At 56.0% G+C, this 18679-nt stretch carries 13 protein-coding genes; 10 read left to right on the forward strand and 3 right to left on the reverse strand.

Annotated features, from left to right (window positions below; genetic code table 11):
• Nucleotides 1–14 precede the first annotated feature (14 nt).
• The 4 genes from odhB to sucD all read left to right on the forward strand — a co-directional run bounded on the left by odhB (nucleotide 15) and on the right by sucD (nucleotide 5310).
• Nucleotides 15–1568 carry a 2-oxoglutarate dehydrogenase complex dihydrolipoyllysine-residue succinyltransferase gene (odhB, locus tag IR195_RS05445; RefSeq protein ID WP_146942603.1) on the forward strand — a complete coding sequence of 518 codons (1554 nt, stop codon included), beginning with the start codon at nucleotides 15–17 and terminating at the stop codon, nucleotides 1566–1568.
• 114 nt (nucleotides 1569–1682) lie between these two features.
• Nucleotides 1683–3122: a dihydrolipoyl dehydrogenase gene (lpdA, locus tag IR195_RS05450; protein WP_206048979.1), complete on the forward strand. Its 1440-nt coding sequence runs from the start codon at nucleotides 1683–1685 to the stop codon at nucleotides 3120–3122.
• A gap of 149 nt (nucleotides 3123–3271) precedes the next feature.
• Nucleotides 3272–4438, forward strand: coding sequence for an ADP-forming succinate--CoA ligase subunit beta (sucC, locus tag IR195_RS05455; protein WP_009722517.1), 1167 nt, complete (start codon nucleotides 3272–3274; stop codon nucleotides 4436–4438).
• Nucleotides 4438–5310 carry a succinate--CoA ligase subunit alpha gene (gene sucD / locus IR195_RS05460; RefSeq protein WP_125746485.1) on the forward strand — a complete coding sequence of 291 codons (873 nt, stop codon included), beginning with the start codon at nucleotides 4438–4440 and terminating at the stop codon, nucleotides 5308–5310. The genes sucC and sucD overlap by 1 nt, the downstream gene beginning before the upstream one ends.
• A gap of 66 nt (nucleotides 5311–5376) precedes the next feature.
• Here sucD and IR195_RS05465 read toward each other — a convergent pair whose 3' ends face one another.
• The 3 genes from IR195_RS05465 to IR195_RS05475 all read right to left on the reverse strand — a co-directional run bounded on the left by IR195_RS05465 (nucleotide 5377) and on the right by IR195_RS05475 (nucleotide 9586).
• Complete coding sequence (locus tag IR195_RS05465) at nucleotides 5377–6417, reverse strand: glucosaminyl phosphatidylglycerol flippase (protein ID WP_206048980.1); 1041 nt, start codon at nucleotides 6415–6417, stop codon at nucleotides 5377–5379.
• On the reverse strand, nucleotides 6395–7513 hold the full coding sequence (locus IR195_RS05470; protein WP_125746489.1) for an N-acetylglucosaminyl phosphatidylglycerol synthase: 1119 nt from the start codon (nucleotides 7511–7513) through the stop codon (nucleotides 6395–6397). Before IR195_RS05470 ends, IR195_RS05465 begins: the two co-directional genes overlap by 23 nt.
• Before the next feature lie 132 nt (nucleotides 7514–7645).
• Entirely contained in the window at nucleotides 7646–9586 is a 1941-nt protein-coding gene (locus IR195_RS05475; protein WP_125753481.1) for an exoribonuclease II, read from the reverse strand.
• Between the two features lie 254 nt (nucleotides 9587–9840).
• Between IR195_RS05475 and IR195_RS05480 the strand changes: the two genes are divergently transcribed.
• From IR195_RS05480 to IR195_RS05505, 6 genes are all read left to right on the forward strand, one after another.
• Nucleotides 9841–10575: a GntR family transcriptional regulator gene (locus IR195_RS05480; protein WP_125746491.1), complete on the forward strand. Its 735-nt coding sequence runs from the start codon at nucleotides 9841–9843 to the stop codon at nucleotides 10573–10575.
• Between the two features lie 8 nt (nucleotides 10576–10583).
• On the forward strand, nucleotides 10584–11699 hold the full coding sequence (gene nagA / locus IR195_RS05485; RefSeq protein ID WP_206048981.1) for an N-acetylglucosamine-6-phosphate deacetylase: 1116 nt from the start codon (nucleotides 10584–10586) through the stop codon (nucleotides 11697–11699).
• Complete coding sequence (locus IR195_RS05490) at nucleotides 11700–12719, forward strand: SIS domain-containing protein (RefSeq protein WP_125746495.1); 1020 nt, start codon at nucleotides 11700–11702, stop codon at nucleotides 12717–12719.
• Nucleotides 12720–12748: 29 nt separating this feature from the next.
• A complete protein-coding gene (gene ptsP, locus IR195_RS05495; protein ID WP_146942597.1) occupies nucleotides 12749–15328 on the forward strand; it encodes a phosphoenolpyruvate--protein phosphotransferase in 2580 nt (859 codons plus the stop codon).
• A 1-nt stretch (nucleotide 15329) separates the two neighbouring features.
• A complete protein-coding gene (gene nagE / locus IR195_RS05500; protein ID WP_125746499.1) occupies nucleotides 15330–17069 on the forward strand; it encodes an N-acetylglucosamine-specific PTS transporter subunit IIBC in 1740 nt (579 codons plus the stop codon).
• 192 nt (nucleotides 17070–17261) lie between these two features.
• The gene (locus tag IR195_RS05505) at nucleotides 17262–18668 is read left to right on the forward strand and encodes an OprD family outer membrane porin (RefSeq protein ID WP_206048982.1); all 1407 of its coding nucleotides are present in this window, start codon (nucleotides 17262–17264) and stop codon (nucleotides 18666–18668) included.
• The last annotated feature ends 11 nt before the right edge of the window (nucleotides 18669–18679 follow it).

Below are 18679 nucleotides of genomic sequence, written 5' to 3' on the forward strand. Positions count from 1 at the left end.
ATAAGGGAAACGACATGGCTACTGATATCAAAGCGCCAACCTTTCCGGAATCCGTTGCCGAAGGCACTGTGGCTGCGTGGCATAAAAAGCCGGGTGACAGCGTCGAACGTGACGAGCTGATTGTTGAGATCGAAACCGACAAAGTGGTGCTAGAAGTCGTCGCGCCGGAAGCGGGTACCCTGACTGACGTGATGGCAGAAGAAGGCGATACCGTTGAGTCAGAGCAGGTGTTAGGCAAAATCGGTGAAGGCAGCGCGTCTAGCGGTAAAGAAGAAAAATCTTCTGACGGTGCTAGCGCTAAAGCGTCTGCAGAGAAAAAAGCCAGCGGCGGTAACGGCGGTGGTAAGCAACATGACGTAAAAGCCCCAAGCTTCCCTGAGTCTATCCAGGAAGGCACCGTGGCAACATGGCACAAGAAAGTAGGTGAAGCGGTTAAGCGCGATGAAGTGTTAGCCGATATCGAAACCGACAAAGTTGTGCTCGAAGTTGTTGCACCTGCCGATGGCGCACTGGCAGAAATTAAGGCCGAAGAAGGCAGCCAGGTTGAGTCCGAAGCGGTGCTGGCCATCTTTACTGAAGGTGCTGGTGGCGCCGGTGAAGAGAGCAGCAGTGCCTCTGCTTCAAGCGCTGCGGGTAGCGATGATGAGGGCGCTGATGAGAAGGTCGGCGATAAGATCCTCGCGCCGGCAGCACGCAAGATGGTTGCTGAGCATGATCTGGATGTCGCCAAGATTGAGGGCACCGGCAAAGGTGGCCGCATCTTGAAAGAAGACGTGCAAAAAGCCGTGAAAGATGGGTCTGCCAAAAAAGCAGCGAAATCTTCAGCGCCGGCGAAAGCAGCTGCCGCCGCACCGGCAGTGGAAGGTGATCGCGTTGAGAAGCGCGTCCCGATGACGCGTCTGCGTCAAACCATTGCTAAGCGTCTGGTTCAGGCACAGCAAACGGCTGCCATGCTGACCACTTATAACGAAGTGGACATGACTGAAATCATGGCGCTTCGTGCGCAGTACAAAGAGACGTTCCAGAAAACCCACGATATTAAACTGGGCTTTATGGGCTTCTTTGTAAAAGCGGCTTCTGAAGCACTCAAGCGCTTCCCGGATGTTAACGCCTCTATCGATGGTACCGATATCGTTTACCACGGTTATCAAGATATCGGCGTTGCGGTATCAACGGATCGTGGCCTGGTTGTACCGGTGCTACGTGATACCGATAGCATGAAAATTGCCGACGTTGAGCGCACCATTGTTGATTTCGGTAAGCGTGGTCGTGACGGTAAGCTGGGCATGGATGACATGATCGGCGGTACTTTCACTATCACTAACGGCGGTACCTTTGGTTCTTTGATGTCGACCCCGATTATCAATCCACCTCAAACCGCTATCCTGGGTATGCATAAAATCCAGGATCGTCCAATGGCTGTGAATGGTAAGGTCGAGATTCGCCCGATGATGTATCTGGCGCTGTCCTACGACCACCGCATGATTGATGGTAAAGATGCGGTACGATTCTTGGTTACTATTAAAGAGCTGCTGGAAGACCCGGCTCGCTTGCTGCTGGACGTATAACGGAGCGCGTTGATCCGCCTCCTCTGCTGTATTAGCGTTCTAATGCAATCGCACCTTGCCTCCTGCTCGTTTTAAGCTCAAACGGGGGGAGGCAACCAAGCTAAAGGAGCCAACATGGCTGACAAGTTTGATGTGATCGTTATCGGTGCAGGCCCTGGTGGCTACGTAGCGGCTATCCGCGCTGCGCAGCTGGGCCTGAAGGCCGCCTGTGTTGAAAAATGGATTGGTAAAGAAGGCAACGTCGTTCACGGCGGTACGTGTTTGAATGTCGGTTGTATCCCGTCTAAAGCGTTGCTTGAAGCCTCGCACAAGTTCGTCGAAGCCAAGCACGATTTCGACGACATGGGTATTAATGCCGGTGACGTCACGATGGACGTCAAAAAAATGATGGCTCGCAAGGACAAGATCGTTAAGAACTTGACCGGCGGCATCTCAGGCTTATTTAAAGCCAATGGTGTTATTGCTATTGAAGGCACCGGTAAAGTGGTTTCCGGTAAGCAAGTCGAAGTTACCGATCTGGACGGCAATACCACCACTTACGACGCTGATAACATCGTCATTGCTGCAGGTTCCGTGCCGGTTGAAATTCCACCGACGCCGCTAACCGAAGGCTTGATTGTTGACTCTACCGGCGCGCTGGAATTCCAGGAAACTCCGAAGCGTTTAGGCGTTATTGGTGCTGGTGTTATCGGCCTAGAGCTGGGTAGCGTTTGGAACCGCTTGGGTTCTGAAGTGACTGTTTTGGAAGCGATGGATAGCTTCTTACCGATGGTCGATACGGCGATCGCTAAAGAAACACAGAAACTGCTCAAAAAGCAGGGGCTGGATATTAAACTGGGCGCCCGTGTGACGGGGTCGGAAACCAATGGCGATGAAGTCATCGTTAAGTACACCGATGCCAATGGCGAACAGGAAATGACCTTCGACAAACTGATTGTTTGCGTTGGTCGTCGTCCGTACACCAAAGGTGTGATTGCCGATGGTGTGAGCGTTGAGCTGGACGAGCGCGGTTTTATCTTTGTTGACGATCAGTGCCGCACTAATGTACCCGGTGTTTATGCCATTGGTGACTGTGTGCGTGGCCCCATGCTGGCGCACAAGGCATCGGAAGAAGGCATTATGGTCGCTGATATCATCGCTGGCCACAAAGCCGAGATGAATTACGACACGATTCCGAACGTGATCTACACGTTCCCGGAAGTCGCTTGGGTCGGTATGACCGAACAAGATGCCAAAGCGAAAGGTATTGAAGTTAAGACTGGTAGCTTCCCGTTCGCGGCAAGTGGTCGTGCGATGGCGAACAACGCCACCGAGGGTAGCGCCAAAATTATCGCCGATGCGGAAACCGACCGTATTCTCGGCATGCATATTGTTGGTCAGCACGCGGGTGAGATGATTGCCCAGGGCGTGATTGCAATGGAATTCGGCTCCAGCGCTGAAGACTTAGCTCTGACCTGCTACGCACACCCGACTATGTCGGAAGCTGTGCATGAAGCAGCGCTTGCGGTAGAAGGCCATGCCATTCATATGGCTAACCGTAAGAAGCGTAAGTAATTCGCTAAGCAACAACCAAGCGCCACCGTCAGGTGGCGCAACACTTTCGGCTCTGTGAGAAATCAGCGGGGACGAAGGTACGGGGATGCCCCGCTCTTTTAAAGCAGCGGGTCATCGTTCGAGTCACATGCAACCAATGGCATGAATCGATGAACCTTCACGAGTATCAAGGCAAACAGCTGTTTGCTGATTATGGTCTACCAGTGTCTAAAGGCTTTGCCGTGGACACTCCCGAAGAAGCTGAAGAAGCGTGCAAAAAGATCGGCGGTGACATGTGGGTGGTTAAAGCCCAGGTTCACGCTGGTGGCCGCGGTAAAGCGGGCGGCGTTAAGCTGATTAAAGATCCGGCTGAAGCGAAAGCTTTCGCCGAGCAGTGGTTAGGTAAGAACCTGGTCACCTTCCAGACTGACGAAAAAGGTCAGCCGGTTGCTAAAATTTTGGTTGAGACTTGCACCGACATCGCTGACGAGCTGTATCTCGGCGCCGTCGTCGATCGCACCACCCGTCGCGTTGTCTTCATGGCCTCTACTGAAGGCGGTGTTGAAATCGAGACCGTTGCAGAAGAAACGCCAGAAAAGATTCTGAAAGCCGAAATCGATCCGCTGGTTGGCGCACAGCCCTACCAAGCGCGTGAGCTAGCATTTGCTCTGGGCCTTAAAGGCGACCAGATCAAGCAGTTCACCAAGATCTTCCTGGGCCTTTCTAAGCTGTTCCATGACAAAGATCTGGCGCTGTTAGAAATTAACCCGCTGGTTATTACCGACGAAGGCAATCTGCACTGCCTCGACGCCAAACTGGGTCTCGACAGCAACGCGCTGTACCGTCATCCGGATCTTCAAGCGATGCGCGATCCTTCCCAGGAAGATCAGCGTGAAGCTGATGCAGCGAAGTGGGAACTTAACTATGTCGCGCTTGATGGCAACATCGGCTGCATGGTTAACGGTGCTGGCCTGGCGATGGGCACCATGGACATCGTCAACCTGAGTGGCGGCAAGCCTGCTAACTTCCTGGACGTTGGTGGCGGCGCGACCAAAGAGCGTGTTGCAGAAGCGTTCAAGATCATCCTTTCTGACGACAACGTTAAAGCGGTTCTGGTGAACATCTTCGGCGGTATCGTTCGTTGCGACATGATTGCTGAAGGCATCATCGGTGCTGTTGAACAAGTTGGTGTTAACGTTCCAGTGGTTGTGCGTCTGGAAGGTAACAACGCTGAATTGGGCGCTGAAAAACTGGCGTCTAGCGGTCTGAACATCATCGCTGCTACCAGTCTGACCGACGCGGCTCAGCAGGTTGTAAAAGCAGCGGAGGGCAAGTAATGAGCATCCTGATCGATAAGAACACCAAGGTCATCTGCCAAGGTTTCACGGGTGGCCAGGGCACGTTCCACTCCGAACAGGCGATTGCCTATGGAACGCAAATGGTCGGTGGTGTTACGCCGGGCAAAGGCGGCCAGACGCACCTGGGTCTGCCCGTTTTCAACACCGTGAAAGAAGCGGTTGAGAAAACCGGCGCGGAAGCCAGCGTAATCTACGTTCCGGCACCGTTCTGTAAAGACTCGATTCTTGAAGCTGCTAACGCTGGCATCAAGCTGATCGTGTGCATCACCGAAGGTATCGCGACGCTAGACATGCTCGAAGCAAAAGTAAAATGTGACGAGCTGGGCGTGCGTCTGATCGGCCCGAACTGCCCAGGTGTTATCACGCCTGGCGAATGTAAAATTGGCATCATGCCGGGCCACATTCACCAGCCGGGTAAAGTCGGTATCGTGTCGCGTTCAGGCACCCTGACTTACGAAGCTGTTAAGCAGACAACTGACCATGGTTTCGGTCAGTCTACCTGTGTAGGCATCGGTGGTGACCCGATTCCGGGTTCTAACTTTATCGACATTCTTGAAATGTTCGAGAATGACCCGAAAACCGAAGCGATCGTAATGATCGGTGAAATCGGTGGTACGGCTGAAGAAGAAGCAGCGGCTTACATCAAGGCCAACGTTTCTAAGCCTGTGGTTTCCTACATTGCCGGTGTCACTGCACCTCCTGGCAAGCGTATGGGCCATGCGGGCGCAATCATCTCTGGCGGTAAAGGTACTGCGGATGAGAAGTTTGCTGCCCTAGAAGATGCCGGTGTTAAAACCGTGCGTTCTCTGGCTGAAATCGGCGATGCACTGAAAGAAGTCACTGGCTGGTAAGCTATCGACCTCTAGTCGCACGCGATAAGGGCGCCCCTCGGGGCGCCCTTATTCGTTGGTGTACGGTTATCTTGCCGGCGTTTTATTATCGGATTTTCTGTTTAGCATTCGGTAGCTGTACAGAATAAATAGTGGCGCCCCCACCACTAAATAGAGGTGGTAGCTCACCAGTCGCCACACTAAGACGGCTGCTGCAGCCTGCTCGCGTTCCATCAAGGGCAGCAATAAACTGCCAACGCCCACTTCAGCGGCACCAGCACCGCCAGGAAGAAAACTAAGCTGGCTGGCCGCCATGGCCAGCATTTGGGTTAAAAACGTCCACATCCAATCGGCATGGCCACCCACGCCCAGCACCGCGACATAGAGCAAGCTATAGCGCATTAACCAGTGTGCGGTGGTGAGCATCATCATCGCAAGCAGCGTTGTAAAAGGCAGTCCGAGTGTGACCTTGAGCGCATATCGGCATCGCAATAAGCGCCTTACTAACCAGCGCCGTCGGTAACGGCTTGGCCACGCCGTTATAACGCCACCTGCACGCAACAGGCTGGGTAAGTAGTACATCGCACCACTGACCAGGGTCGCCATAAATGCTAAACCGACCAGTGACCACTGTACTAATGACTGATGCGGCCACTGGGTATCGCTGACCAGAGAGAAGAGTACTAAGCCGCTCAGCATGGTCAGGAAAAACAGTAAATCACAGCCTTGATCAATCAAAAACACTGCTGCCCCTTTGGCGGGAGGGAAGCCGCGTCGTCCAAGTAGGATTAGTAGAGTGGCTGGCCCTCCACTCCCTCCTGGTGTAGCGCACAGCGCAAACTTTGATGCCAGCTCAATGCCCAGCGCACCACGTTGCCCCAGTTGCCCTGCACGGCCACCTAACATTAACCGCAGTCTTGTGGCGTTCAGGTTCCAACACAGAAACGCTAACATCACCATCAACAGCAATAACTCGAATGGAAAATGTTTAATACGCTGCAGCGCCTCAGCACCGCCCAGCCAAGTGGTAAGTACGAGCGGGGCCAAGAGCGCTCCCGCCAGTAGAAAACCATGCAGTGGGCGAAAACGCAGTAATCCTTGGGGCTTAGTGGTGGTGGGCGAGGGCATTGGGAAGTTCAATGTTGCAAAGGTCGATGTAGTGCTCAAGTAGAGACTGGATGACGCTATCCCAGCTAAATTGGCGTTCGACAAAATGTCGGGCATAGCGCCCGCTGGCAGCGATGTCATTACTGAACAAGGCTGTGCATGCCTCGGCCATGGCCTCCGGGTCGAGTGGCTGACACAGAATGCCTGCGCCTAATGGCACATTTTCGACCAGTGCTCCGGCCCTAGCACCCACGACAGGGATACCGCAGGCCATCGCTTCTTGAGCGATCAAGCCAAAGGTTTCCCGGGTACCCGCATGCAGAAGGGCATCGCTACTGGCGAGTGCTTTGGCTACTTCATGTGCGCCGCAGCAGCGATCCACGACAGTGACATTACTAGGCACCTGATGGGGCATGCCGGGACCCATCAGCAATAAATGGTAATCACTGCCGAGCTGGCGCATCGTCGCCAGCAGCACATCAATATTTTTCTCGCGGGAATTGCGACCCACAAAGATCAGCAGCTTTTTATCGCTGGGGATGCCCATCCCTTGGCGGAAAGCAGGGTCTCGCTGCTGAGGGTGAAAATGGTTTAAGTCGACCCCTAATGGCTGAACGCGAACGTTATCGACTCCCCACTCCCTGAGTCGATTAGCCATAGCGTTACAGGGTGCCAGCACGCTATCAAATTGGCAGTAGAGGTCTTTGACGTAGCGCGTTAAGCGTTTCTCTACGTAGCGGCCAAAGCGATCCCCCATTAAGCGCGGCAGATCTGAGTGATAAAATCCGACCACCGGCACGCCAAGCTTTTGGCCTGCGGCAAGGGCTGCCCATGCCGTTACATAAGGGTCGCCAGCCTCGATAAGATCAGGTTTTAGCTCGATCAGTGCATCGCGCCAGCGTGACCCTCTCAGCGGAAAGCGGTAGCCCTGGCCCAAAGGGAGATGTAGCGCTGGCAAGGTGTGGTGGTCACCAAGGCTGTCGCGCTCAGCGCCCGGCACTAACAGGCTAGTGCGCAGGTTGGCCGTATGCGCAAGCACCCGGTGTTTAGCTTGCAGATAAGTACGAACGCCGCCGCTTGCCGGGGCGTGAAACATGGTCACATCAGCGATGTGCAAGGTAACCTCCGAACTACAAGGGTGTCATCGGATTACCATAAGGAAGAAATAAGTCAGTTCTGCGACAGTTAATGGATGGTGGGAAAATAAAACGCCACGGCAATGCCGTGGCGTGGGCGGTACAAGGTAATGTTATTCAGTGGGTTTGGCGACCAGCGAGCGGGTTTCCTCACGGGCTTCTGTTAGCGCAATGCGCAGGCTATCGCCCAGCTTGTAGCGCTCTTCGCCTTCAATCTGAATGCGACCCTCTTTATCATCAATGACCACTTTATCGCGATCGCTATGCATTAGCGGGGCGGGGACGAAGGCGGTAGCACCATTTTCCAACAGACGTACGCGCATACCTCCACGGTTGATCGCCATGATCTCTGCGTCGAAGGCATCTTGATTTTGAGCCGCTGGCGTTAAGTAACGAACGTAGAGCCAATCTTTTACGTCGCGTTCTGCCATACGGTTCAGGCGCCGCCGTTCGGTGAGTTGCTCGGTGAGCTGCTGGCTGGCTTCTGCTGGAGCCTGTTCACCTTTAAGCACACGCTTGATCAAACGATGGTTGACCATATCGCCGTACTTACGAATTGGCGACGTCCAAGTGGCATAAGCCGGTAACCCCAGGCCGAAGTGTGGGCCGGGTTGAGCTGACATGCTGGTAAAGCCTTGGAAACGGCGCAGGCGCGCGTCCAGCCAAGCATCATCACGGCTTTCCAGGGCGCGCTTCAGCTCTTTGTAGTGAGCCAGTTCTGTCAGCGCTTCCTGGGCGACCTCAATCTCTTGAGTGGCTAAGAACTCTTGAGCAGATTCGGCTTTTTCTGGCTCAAAAGCGCGGTGCACATTAAAGATGCCGTGACCGATATGTTGGGCAAGGAAATCCGCGCAGCAAGCGTTAGCGGCAATCATTGACTCTTCAATCATACGATTGGCAATACGGCGATCTTCGGTGCGAATGCCTAACACGTTGCCCGCGTCGTCCAGGTCGAAAACGTAATCAGGACGATCTTTAAACACCAGCGCGTGTTCGTTGCGCCAAGCAGTGCGCGCCTCAGTCAAATCGCGCAGTGCTTTCAACTGCTCCGCGATATTGTCGGCAGGAGCCCACTCACCTTGTCCTTCAATCCAGTCGGAAACGCTGTCATAGGCCAGTTTGGCGTGGGATTTCACATTGGCCGCAAAGAAACGGTAATCACCTAGGCTGCCGTCGGCATTAATGTCCAGCGTGCAGGCAAGAGCAGGGCGCTCTTGGCCTTCCCACAACGAGCAGAGATCATCTGCCAGCTGTTCAGGCAGCATGGTCACGTTCTGGCCAGGTAAGTAGACCGTAAACGCACGGGTGCGCGCTTCAAGGTCGGCCGCATGGCCCTCTTCGACGTAGGCCGTTGGATCAGCGATCGCGACGCTTAGCCGCCAGCCGCCACTTTCCAGCGCTTCCACGTGTAGCGCATCGTCCATATCGCGAGTTTTTTCGCTATCGATAGTAAAGAAGGGCTGCGCCGTGAGGTCCTCACGGGTTAACCCTTCATTATGCAGTGGCCACTCGGTACCTGCGTCCGGGCACTCTTGCTCCAGCGCATGGCGGGCAAGGGTGACGCGCCACGGAACGGCGGGATCGTCGGCCTTGGCCACTAGCTCATCAATTTGCGTGAAGAAGCCGCGATCGTTCTCTTTCAGCGGGTGGCGTACCAGCCGCGCGACAACCCAGTCGCCATCAGCAATGGTGGCTTCATCCAGGCTGTTCTTTATGCGCGCTTTCAGCACATTGCGAATCGACGGATGGTCGGGCACAACGGCTAAACGGCCTTCGCGCTTCTGAACACGGGCAACAAAGCGGTCAAGCCCAGCTTCGATCAGCTTCTCAGGCTCTACGGACTTTTTGTCGCCGTTTTCATGGATCACTGCCTCGACGCGATCGCCATGGAGTACTTGCTTCATGGCGGGGGGCGGCACGAAATAAGATTCACCGCTGTCGGTTTCAAGAAAACCGAAGCCTTTTTCGGTGGCTTTGATCACCCCTTCAGCGCGTGGAGTGGTGTCACGGATCTGTTGCTTGAGCTGGGCAAGCAATGAGTTGTTTTGCAGCATGTGTTCAATCAGTTGGCGAGAGTAGCCTGCCACTATACGGATTCCCAAAGGCCGCGCCAATCGTGGTTACCCTGAAGTTCGCTTTGGTCCCAAACTATCAATGATCTGCGTTCAATTTTGTGCGTGCTTTATTGCCTTATTGACTAGGTCGGCCGTCACTATTCAACCATAGTTGTATCTAATTGGTATTTGATTGGTATCTTATTGGGTCTATAGTGGTATCTAATTGGTATGGCCGCTACTGGTAGACACTCATGGACCCACGCTTTACTCAGCTTCATCTTGACCCTCAGGGCGCGACACCGCTTTATCAGCAGTTAGCGCGCCAACTAGAACAAGCCATTGAGACGGGCGCCTGGCAAGCTGGCGAAGCGTTGCCTTCGGAGCGCAATTTGGCTGAAAGCTTAGCGGTTTCGCGCATCACTGCGCGGAAGGCATTGGATCGCCTAGCAGAGCTTGGATTGATTCACCGTAACCGTGGCTCGGGCACGTTTATTGCCCCTCGCCTCAATCAGTCCTTGTCGCGGCTCGCCAGTTTTACCGAGCTGCTGACCCAGCGTGGGTTTACGCCGAGTTCTCATTGGTTAGAACGCAAGCTGGCTAACCCCAGTGCAGAAGAGAGCATGCGCCTTGGCCTGGGGGCTGATGCTCAAGTCACGCGCCTCAAGCGTTTGCGTTTGGCCGATGAGGTAGTAATGGCGGTGGAAGAGAGTTGCCTGCCCACCTCAGTGCTGTCTGATCCGCTGACGGTTGAGACATCGCTGTATGCAACCTTGGAAGCCAATGGGAAAGGAATTGCACGCGCTTTGCAGCATGTCACCGCCATTAATGCCAGCGCAGAGCTAGCCATGCTGGCGGAGGTGCCTGAGGGCCAGGCGCTGCTCAAAGTGACGCGTCTCGGCTATCTCGCAGATGGCTCTCCGGCAGAGCTTACCGTTACCTACTGTCGCACTGATTATTACGACTTTATGGTCGAGATGACCCGCTAGGAGGTTTTATGCAGTTTGGCAATATTCTCACCTCTGAGGGCTGGCGCCTGGGCGAGATCCACTGGGAAGACGGGCGTATCCGGCGCATTGACGGCGATCCGGTAGATCCTGATACCAATGACCATCCACGCATTATTCCCGGCTTTATCGATTTGCATGTGCATGGTGGTGGCGGTGCCGACACCATGGAAGGCGGCACAGCGCTTGCCACCTTAGCACGCACCCATGTGCGTTTTGGCACCACCCGCTTGCTTGCGACCACCATGACGGCGCCAGATGAGCGGATCCGTCAGGTGTTAGGCGATATCGCCTGCTATATGGAGGCGCAGGAGCCGGATGCCGCCAAGGTATTGGGCGTTCATCTGGAAGGCCCCTATATCAATCCCGGTAAGCTGGGCGCTCAACCCGCCCATGCGCGTAACGGCGTGATTGAGGAGGTGGATGAGCTGTGTGCTTTGGCCCCTATCCGTTTACTGACACTTGCCCCTGAATTAGCTGGCCACTATGCATTAATTCGCCATCTCAGCGAGCGTGGTGTGCGGGTTCAGATAGGCCATACGCTTGGCAGCTATGAAGAGGGTGTTGAGGCAATGGCGCATGGTGCCTGCGGGTTTACGCATCTGTTCAATGCCATGACCGGACTGCATCACCGCAAGCCAGGAATGGTCGGCGCAGCGCTCGCCCATGCGCAGTACGCCGAGGTGATTCCTGATCTGCTGCATGTACACCCTGGTGCCATCCGTGCCGCCTTACGTTGCATCCCTAATCTCTACGCGGTTACCGACTCCACTGCAGCGGCAGGCATGCCAGACGGTGATTACCGTCTAGGTGAGCAGACCGTCACCAAATGTCTGGGAGGTGTGCGTCTGGCTGACGGCACCTTGGCAGGCAGTACGCTGACCATGGATCAGGCATTACGTAACTTCATTAGCCTCGGTCTTACCCTGGCGGACGCCTCAGATCGCCTGTCACGTTTCCCCGCCGACTTCCTGGGGATCGACGACATTGGCCGCCTGCAAGAGGGCGCATTGGCGGACCTGGTCATCCTTGACCCCCAACTTCAACTCCAGGCGGTCTATGTCGAAGGCCGTCATATCTGTGGAAACGCCCAAGGAGCTTCATAAATGTCTTTGATGCTTGAAGAAACTCGCAACGCCCCTGAACGTGTTCGCGGTCAGTTGCAGCGTAATCACGCGTTGCTTGCTGCACTAGGTGAGCGCTTGCGCCTTGCCGAGCCCACTGCAGCCGTCACCGTGGCTCGGGGCAGTTCCGATCATGCCGCCAGCTACTTCGCCTACCAATGCATGCAGCGTAAAGGCATTCCGGTGGCCTCGCTGCCTCCTTCGCTGACCACTCTGGCGAAGGCACCTTGGCGACTAACTGGGCAATTATCCTTGGCGGTTTCCCAGTCTGGACAAAGCCCTGACCTAGTGGCGATGCAGCAGTCGCTCGCTGCCGCTGGGGCTCGAACGATAGCGCTAGTCAATACGCCACAGTCGCCTCTGGGCGAGGCCAGCGATAGTGAAATTCCGCTCTATGCGGGAGAAGAAAAAAGTGTCGCTGCCACCAAAAGCTACTTGGCCACGCTTTCTGCCATGGCTCAGCTTATCGGCCACTGGCAGGAAGACCGCCTGCTACTCACTGCTCTGGAACAACTGCCAGAACGACTGACCCAGGCCCTGGCGATGGACTGGTCACCGGCCATCGAGGCACTGCTAAATGCCGACAAGATGATGGTGATTGGTCGTGGAGCAGGTCTTGCCGTTGCTCAGGAAGCGGCGCTCAAGTTTAAAGAAACCTGTGCAATTCAAGCGGAACCCTTTAGCGGTGCCGAAGTTCGCCATGGTCCGATGGCGCTAATTGGCCCTGATTATCCGGTGCTGGTATTCGCGCCACCAGGGCCCGAACAGGCAGGCTTGTTGGAGTTAACCGAGTGGCTCAAGAGTGTTGGCGCCCGAGTCGTCCTTGCTGCCGACAAGAGCGTGGTACAGCGCAATTTAACCTTGGCAGATGCTGGACATGAGGCTCTGCAACCACTATCGGTGATTCAGAGCTTTTATCAAATGGTGGCAGGGCTTGCAGAGGCTCGGGGTAGTGATCCAGATCGCCCACGGCACCTCAATAAAGTTACCTGCACCCTGTAACGCATAACAACAATCTTGGGAGTTCTCCCATGTCAGACGCAAACCAATCATTAACGCTGCGGGCCCCCGTGGCGGGGGTTGTGGTACCCCTAACAGCGGTGCCCGATCCAGTTTTCGCCAGCCTAACCCTGGGTGAGGGCATTGCTCTCGATCCACTGGACGAATGCCTGCATGCTCCCTGTGACGGAGAAGTGGTGCAGTGCGCGCGTACCCACCATGCGTTCACTTTAAAAACCGAGGCGGGTGTTGAATTACTGCTTCATCTGGGCCTGGATACGGTTGAGTTAAACGGGGAAGGTATTGAGCCTTTGGTCGTCGTAGGTGATCACGTGCGCGCTGGTGACCCGCTGTGCCGTTTCGATGCCGATGCGTTAGCGCTGGGCGCAAGTGCGCTGATTACTCCATTGGTGATCACCGAAGCGGCTGGTTGGCAATTACTGCCGTCGAAGCATCGCGAAGGGGAACGGGTTTCCCTTGGTGAGCCATTGCTGGTACTCACTCGCACGGCTATTGAGCAATCTGATACAGGTGCTGATGGGCCGTTGGCTGAACGCCGAGTGACCCTAGCTTTGGCATCGGGACTGCATGCACGGCCTGCTGCCCGGCTGCGTGCTATTGCTCGCCAGCATAGCGTTAATCTGACGGTGCAGCATGAAGGTTCAAGCGACAACGCTGCCAGTGCGAGTGCCGCTAGTCTTAGCGCATTAATGAACTTGGGCCTGACCGAAGGCGCAACGTTAAAACTGACGGCCCAGGGAGAGGCTGCTGAGGCCGCACTGGATGACGCCGAGTGCCTGTTGACTACGCCTGAAGCCGACGAACATAGCGCGCCTGCGTCGTCTACATTAGCCTCAGTGACACTTCAAGAGGGCGAACTGGCTGGCTTAGTGGCTAGCCCTGGTTTAGCCATCGGCCCGCTTGTCTCTTATCAATTGCCGCTCCCCACTGTGCCCTTGATGGGCGAGGGCGAAGCTGTTGAGACAGCTCGCTTGAAAAAGGCGCTGTTAAGCGTTGGTGAGGCGCTAGCCAACGCTGAAGCACAAGCGACGCGCCAAGGGCAGAGCGCCGAGGCGGAAATCTTTGCTGCCCATAGTGCCTGGCTAGAAGATCCCGATTTGGCGGCAGCGGCAGGTAAGCACATTAGTGACGGTCGCAGCGCTGGCCAAGCTTGGCGTGAGGCGCTTGATGGTGAAGCTGCAAGGCTTGCGGCGAGTGGAAATACGCTGCTTGCCGCCAGGGTTGCTGATCTGCGCGACTTGCAGCGCCGTGTGATGGTGGAACTCAGCGACGACCAGCAAGCGGCACTTCCTGAGCTGCCGAAGGGAGCCGTCGTCGTTGCTGATGAACTGACACCCTCAGAGCTGGTGGCCGTTGCCGCCCAGCACCCTGCTGGGCTGTGTCTCGCGGGCGGCGGCACTACTTCCCATGTGGCTATTTTGGCGCGCGCCCGAGGGATTCCCTGCCTTGTGGCCATGGGAGGGAGCCTGATTGAGGCTGCTAATAGCGCCACAAACGAGAGCGTCATTCTAGATGCGGAAAATGGGCGCTTGGCGTTGAGTCCCAGCGCGGCTCAACGGGCGGAAGTGGCAGAACGTATTGATGCTCGCCGTTATGAAGCTGAGCAAGCACAAGCGTTAGCCCATGAACCAGCGATGACTCTGGATGGGCGAGAAATTGAAGTATGCGCCAATATCGGTGGCGCCGAAGAGGCCCGTTTAGCGGCAGACTCGGGGGCTGATGGTGTCGGCCTACTGCGCAGTGAGTTCTTGTTTCTTGAGCGAGATAGTGCCCCCAGCGAAGCGACTCAGCGCGAGGAGTATCAGGCTGCGGTGAAGGCCTTAGATGGCAAGCCTGTGATTATTCGCACCCTGGATATTGGTGCCGACAAGCAGCTTCCTTATCTGCGATTGCCGTCAGTACCTAACCCAGCGCTGGGCGTTCGGGGCGCTCGCTTGTGGGCCAGCCAGCCTGAGCTGCTGGAGACCCAGCTACGAGCGCTGCTCGGCGTTACGCCGTTGGCAACGCTGCATATCATGCTGCCGATGGTGACTGAGGTTGGCGAGCTGCGCGAAGTGCGCAAGCGCTTAGAGACGTTGGCCTGCGAGATGGGCCTTGAAGCGCGGCCGCGCCTTGGCGCTATGATCGAGGTGCCTAGTGCTGCCCTATGCGCCAGAAGCCTCGCCGCTGAAGCTGACTTCCTATCAATCGGCACCAATGATCTAACCCAATACGCCCTGGCGATGGACCGCGAGGACCCGGCGCTCACCGCACGAGCGGATGTATTGCATCCCGCGGTGTTGCGGCTAATTCAGGCGACGGTAGACGGCGCGAAAGGGCACTGTCCCGTGGGCGTATGCGGTGCCGCCGCGGGGGATGAGCGGGTCGCGCTTCTACTCGTCGCACTGGGTGTCGATGAACTTTCTGTAGAACCTGCTCGTGTGCCTGCAGTGAAAGCTGCCCTGCGTTGCCTGAATGCTGCCGCACTGGCAGATGAACTTCCCGCACTACTGGCCTTGGACGATGCGACCGCTGTACGCCAGCACTTAAGCGCGTGGCTTGCTCAGGCCAACCAAACCGACATAACAACAACGACCCTTGAGAGGTGCTGAAATGTCTTCTACGACCTTCGGTTCCCGCCTGATGGGCGGGCTACAGCGGCTTGGCCGCTCTCTGATGCTACCCATCGCGGTATTGCCCATTGCAGGTCTATTGCTGCGCCTTGGGCAGCCTGATCTGCTGGATGTTGCCTTTATTGCTGGTGCTGGCCAGGCCATTTTCGCCAACCTGGCGCTGATTTTTGCCATCGGCCTCGCCGTAGGCTTCGCGGATGATAGCAACGGCGCTGCTGGCCTGGCCGGGGTGATTGGCTATCTGGTGCTAGATGCGGTGCTGACCGCGCTTAACCCTGAGATCGATATGGGGGTGCTGGCAGGGATTATTGCCGGCAGCGTGGCAGGCCTACTCTATAATCGTTATAAGTCGATCCAGCTCCCTGATTATCTGGCCTTTTTTGGTGGGCGACGCTTTGTACCTATTGCTACTGGCCTAGCGGCAGTGGCAATGGGGGTGGTTTTTGGGGTGATTTGGCCGCCCATTCAACATGGCATTGATGCTCTTGGTCACTGGCTGATTGGCGCAGGTGAACTGGGGCTTTTCGTCTACGGAACGATTAACCGTTTGTTGATTATGACGGGCCTGCATCACGTGCTGAACAGCCTAGTGTGGTTCGTCTTCGGCAATTTTGAGACAGCCGCTGGGGTAGTCGCCAATGGCGACCTTAATCGTTTCTTTGCCGGTGACCCTGAAGCAGGGCGCTTTATGGCAGGCTTTTTCCCGGTGATGATGTTCGGCCTGCCAGCCGCGGCACTGGCCATGTACCATGCTGCACCAAAAGGGCGCCGTGCCCAGGTGGGTGGCTTGTTACTTTCGCTGGCGTTAACGGCTTTCCTGACCGGTGTCACCGAGCCCATCGAATTCACCTTTATGTTCCTGGCACCGCTGCTTTATGGCATGCACGCAGTGTTAACGGGCATTTCCATGGCGCTGTTGCACTGGCTGGACGTGAAGCTTGGCTTCACCTTCTCCGCTGGAGCCTTTGACTTTGCGCTCTCTTACGGGCTTTCCACCAATGGCTGGCTGATGCTGCCTGTCGGTCTCGTCTATTTTGTTCTGTACTACACGGTATTTCGCTGGGCCATCGTCCGCTTTAACCTACCTACTCCCGGGCGCGAGCCTGAAACTACTTCCTCCGCAGCAGCCTCAGCACCACCTGGTGAGCGTGGCCCGGCGTTTGTCACGGCGTTAGGTGGCGCGAGCAACCTGAAAAGCGTAGGTGCCTGTACGACTCGGTTGCGCTTGGTGCTGGAGAATCCTGAGGCAATTGATGAAGCGACCCTGAAATCATTGGGCTCTCGGGGGATTATGCGTCTTCAGGGCGGTGGTCTGCAGGTAGTGATGGGGCCCATTGCAGATGGTATCGCAGATGAGATTCGACAAGCGCTTGAGCAGAGTGGAACGGCGGTTGATGCTAATACCTCTTCTCATGGCCCTTCTGAACACAGCCCTGCTGAACAGAGCCCTGGCACCCCCGCAACCCCTTCTCAACCAACGGCATTGCCCGCCGAGGTGGCCCAACGCTGGATGGCTGCCTTAGGTGGTAATGCCAACGTACAACGGCTGGACGTTCAAGCCCAGACACGCCTGCGCGTAGAGCTAGTCGATGGCGCTGGGCTAGACAGCGCCGCGCTTGACCAACTGGGATGCAGAGGCATCCAGGCGTTGAACGGCAATACATGGCACCTGATCGTCGGCGATCAAGCCGCTGCTATCGCGCATTCACTAAGAGCCTAACGCTCGTAATTGATACCCGTTACTCGGCAACGGCTGAGTAACGGGTAGCCGTGGCGATTTAGCCAAGACTTCTACGTCATAGACCCATGTTTATAGGGCAGCGCTGCGCTGCCCCACAGACCCCGCGCGTCTTTAAAACGTGCACGTCACTGCAACGCTAATACAAAATCAACAACAATCGGATACGACGCCATGCTGATATCAAGCATACCTACGCCCCAAAAAGGGCAGCCGTTAGGTCGCTTTGGTCAACTAGCCCTGATCGGTACCTTATCGTTGGTTCCTTTGACATCTTCTGCCGACGAGCCCCAGGGCTTTATGGAAGAGGCCAGCCTTGAGACCACCCTGTTTTATATCTATCGCGACCGTGATCGTCGTTCGGGAGGTATGGGGCCGGATGGCGAGGGCACTCCAGGGGCTTACGCTTCCAATCTGCAGCACTCCACCGCCAATCTGGCTGTCGACTTCTCGAGTGGTCATGCGGGGGGCGTTGTGGGGCTGGATCTAGCCGCCTTTGCTGCTTACGACTTTCAGAACCGCCACCAGGGCACGGAATTCAATTTTCGTCCGGCGAGCACTCTGTGGGAAGAGCGCTGGGACGGTAAGGAAACGAATGGTGCAAGCCTCTATCGGGCCGCACTCAAGTTCAAGGTTGGCGATATGTGGGGGCGGTTAGGATATCTGCAGCCCCAAGGCACCAGTGTTATCGCCCCCAACTGGTCCTTCCTGCCAGGCACTTATCGCGGTGGAGAACTCGGCGCCAGGATAGGTGACCTATCGCTGAGCTATTTTCATGCTGATCGTTACAAGGCGCCTTGGTATCAGAGCTTCTACGAGTTCCGCCAAGCTGATGGAGAGACGATCGACTACCTGCACTCGCTGGGAGCACGCTACGACGTCACCGATGAGCTGGCCATCGAGGCAGCTTTTGGGCAAGCCCATGGCTATATGGATCAAGGGTTCGGCAAGGTGTCTTATGCCACCCAGCTGAACGACTCCCCGCTGCGTTTGAGTTACCAAACCTACGCCGCCCGTGACCGCCATGACGATGGCTCAGCCAACGACGTCTATGACGGTACTGCCTGGCAACAGGTGCTTACCGCTCATTATGATCAGGGGGCCTTCGATTGGCGGCTTGAGTTTAGCTGGGTGCATGCACCTGGGTCTCAGGGCTACTTCCTGCCTCGAATGACCACTCCTTATGCATCGTCCAACGGCCGCTTGGATATCTGGTGGGATGCCCGGTCCGACTGGAATCACGATGGTGAAAAGTCCCTCTACGCCGGTGTCACCTATGACCTGGAAGGCTGGGATTTGCCTGGTTGGTCACTGGGCTTGGCTCATGCTTATGGCTGGGATGCTCGTCCCTACTCAGGTTTTGAGGACCCCGGGCGCCGCTTTAGTGAGTCCGCCTGGAACTTTGACGTGCATTACAAAGTTCAGAATGGCTGGGCCGAGGGCACGCGTTTTCAACTTCACTATACCCGCTACGACAACCGCACCGACTACGCCTCCTGGGGAGATGGCGGCTTTAAAAATGCCTTTCAAGATGAGCACGACATCAAGTTCACGGTCGTGGCTCCTTTCTCGATTCTGTAATGCTTGAGGTG

It is taken from the genome of Vreelandella venusta, from assembly GCF_015689495.1.
GTDB classification, from domain to species: Bacteria; Pseudomonadota; Gammaproteobacteria; order Pseudomonadales; family Halomonadaceae; genus Vreelandella; species Vreelandella venusta.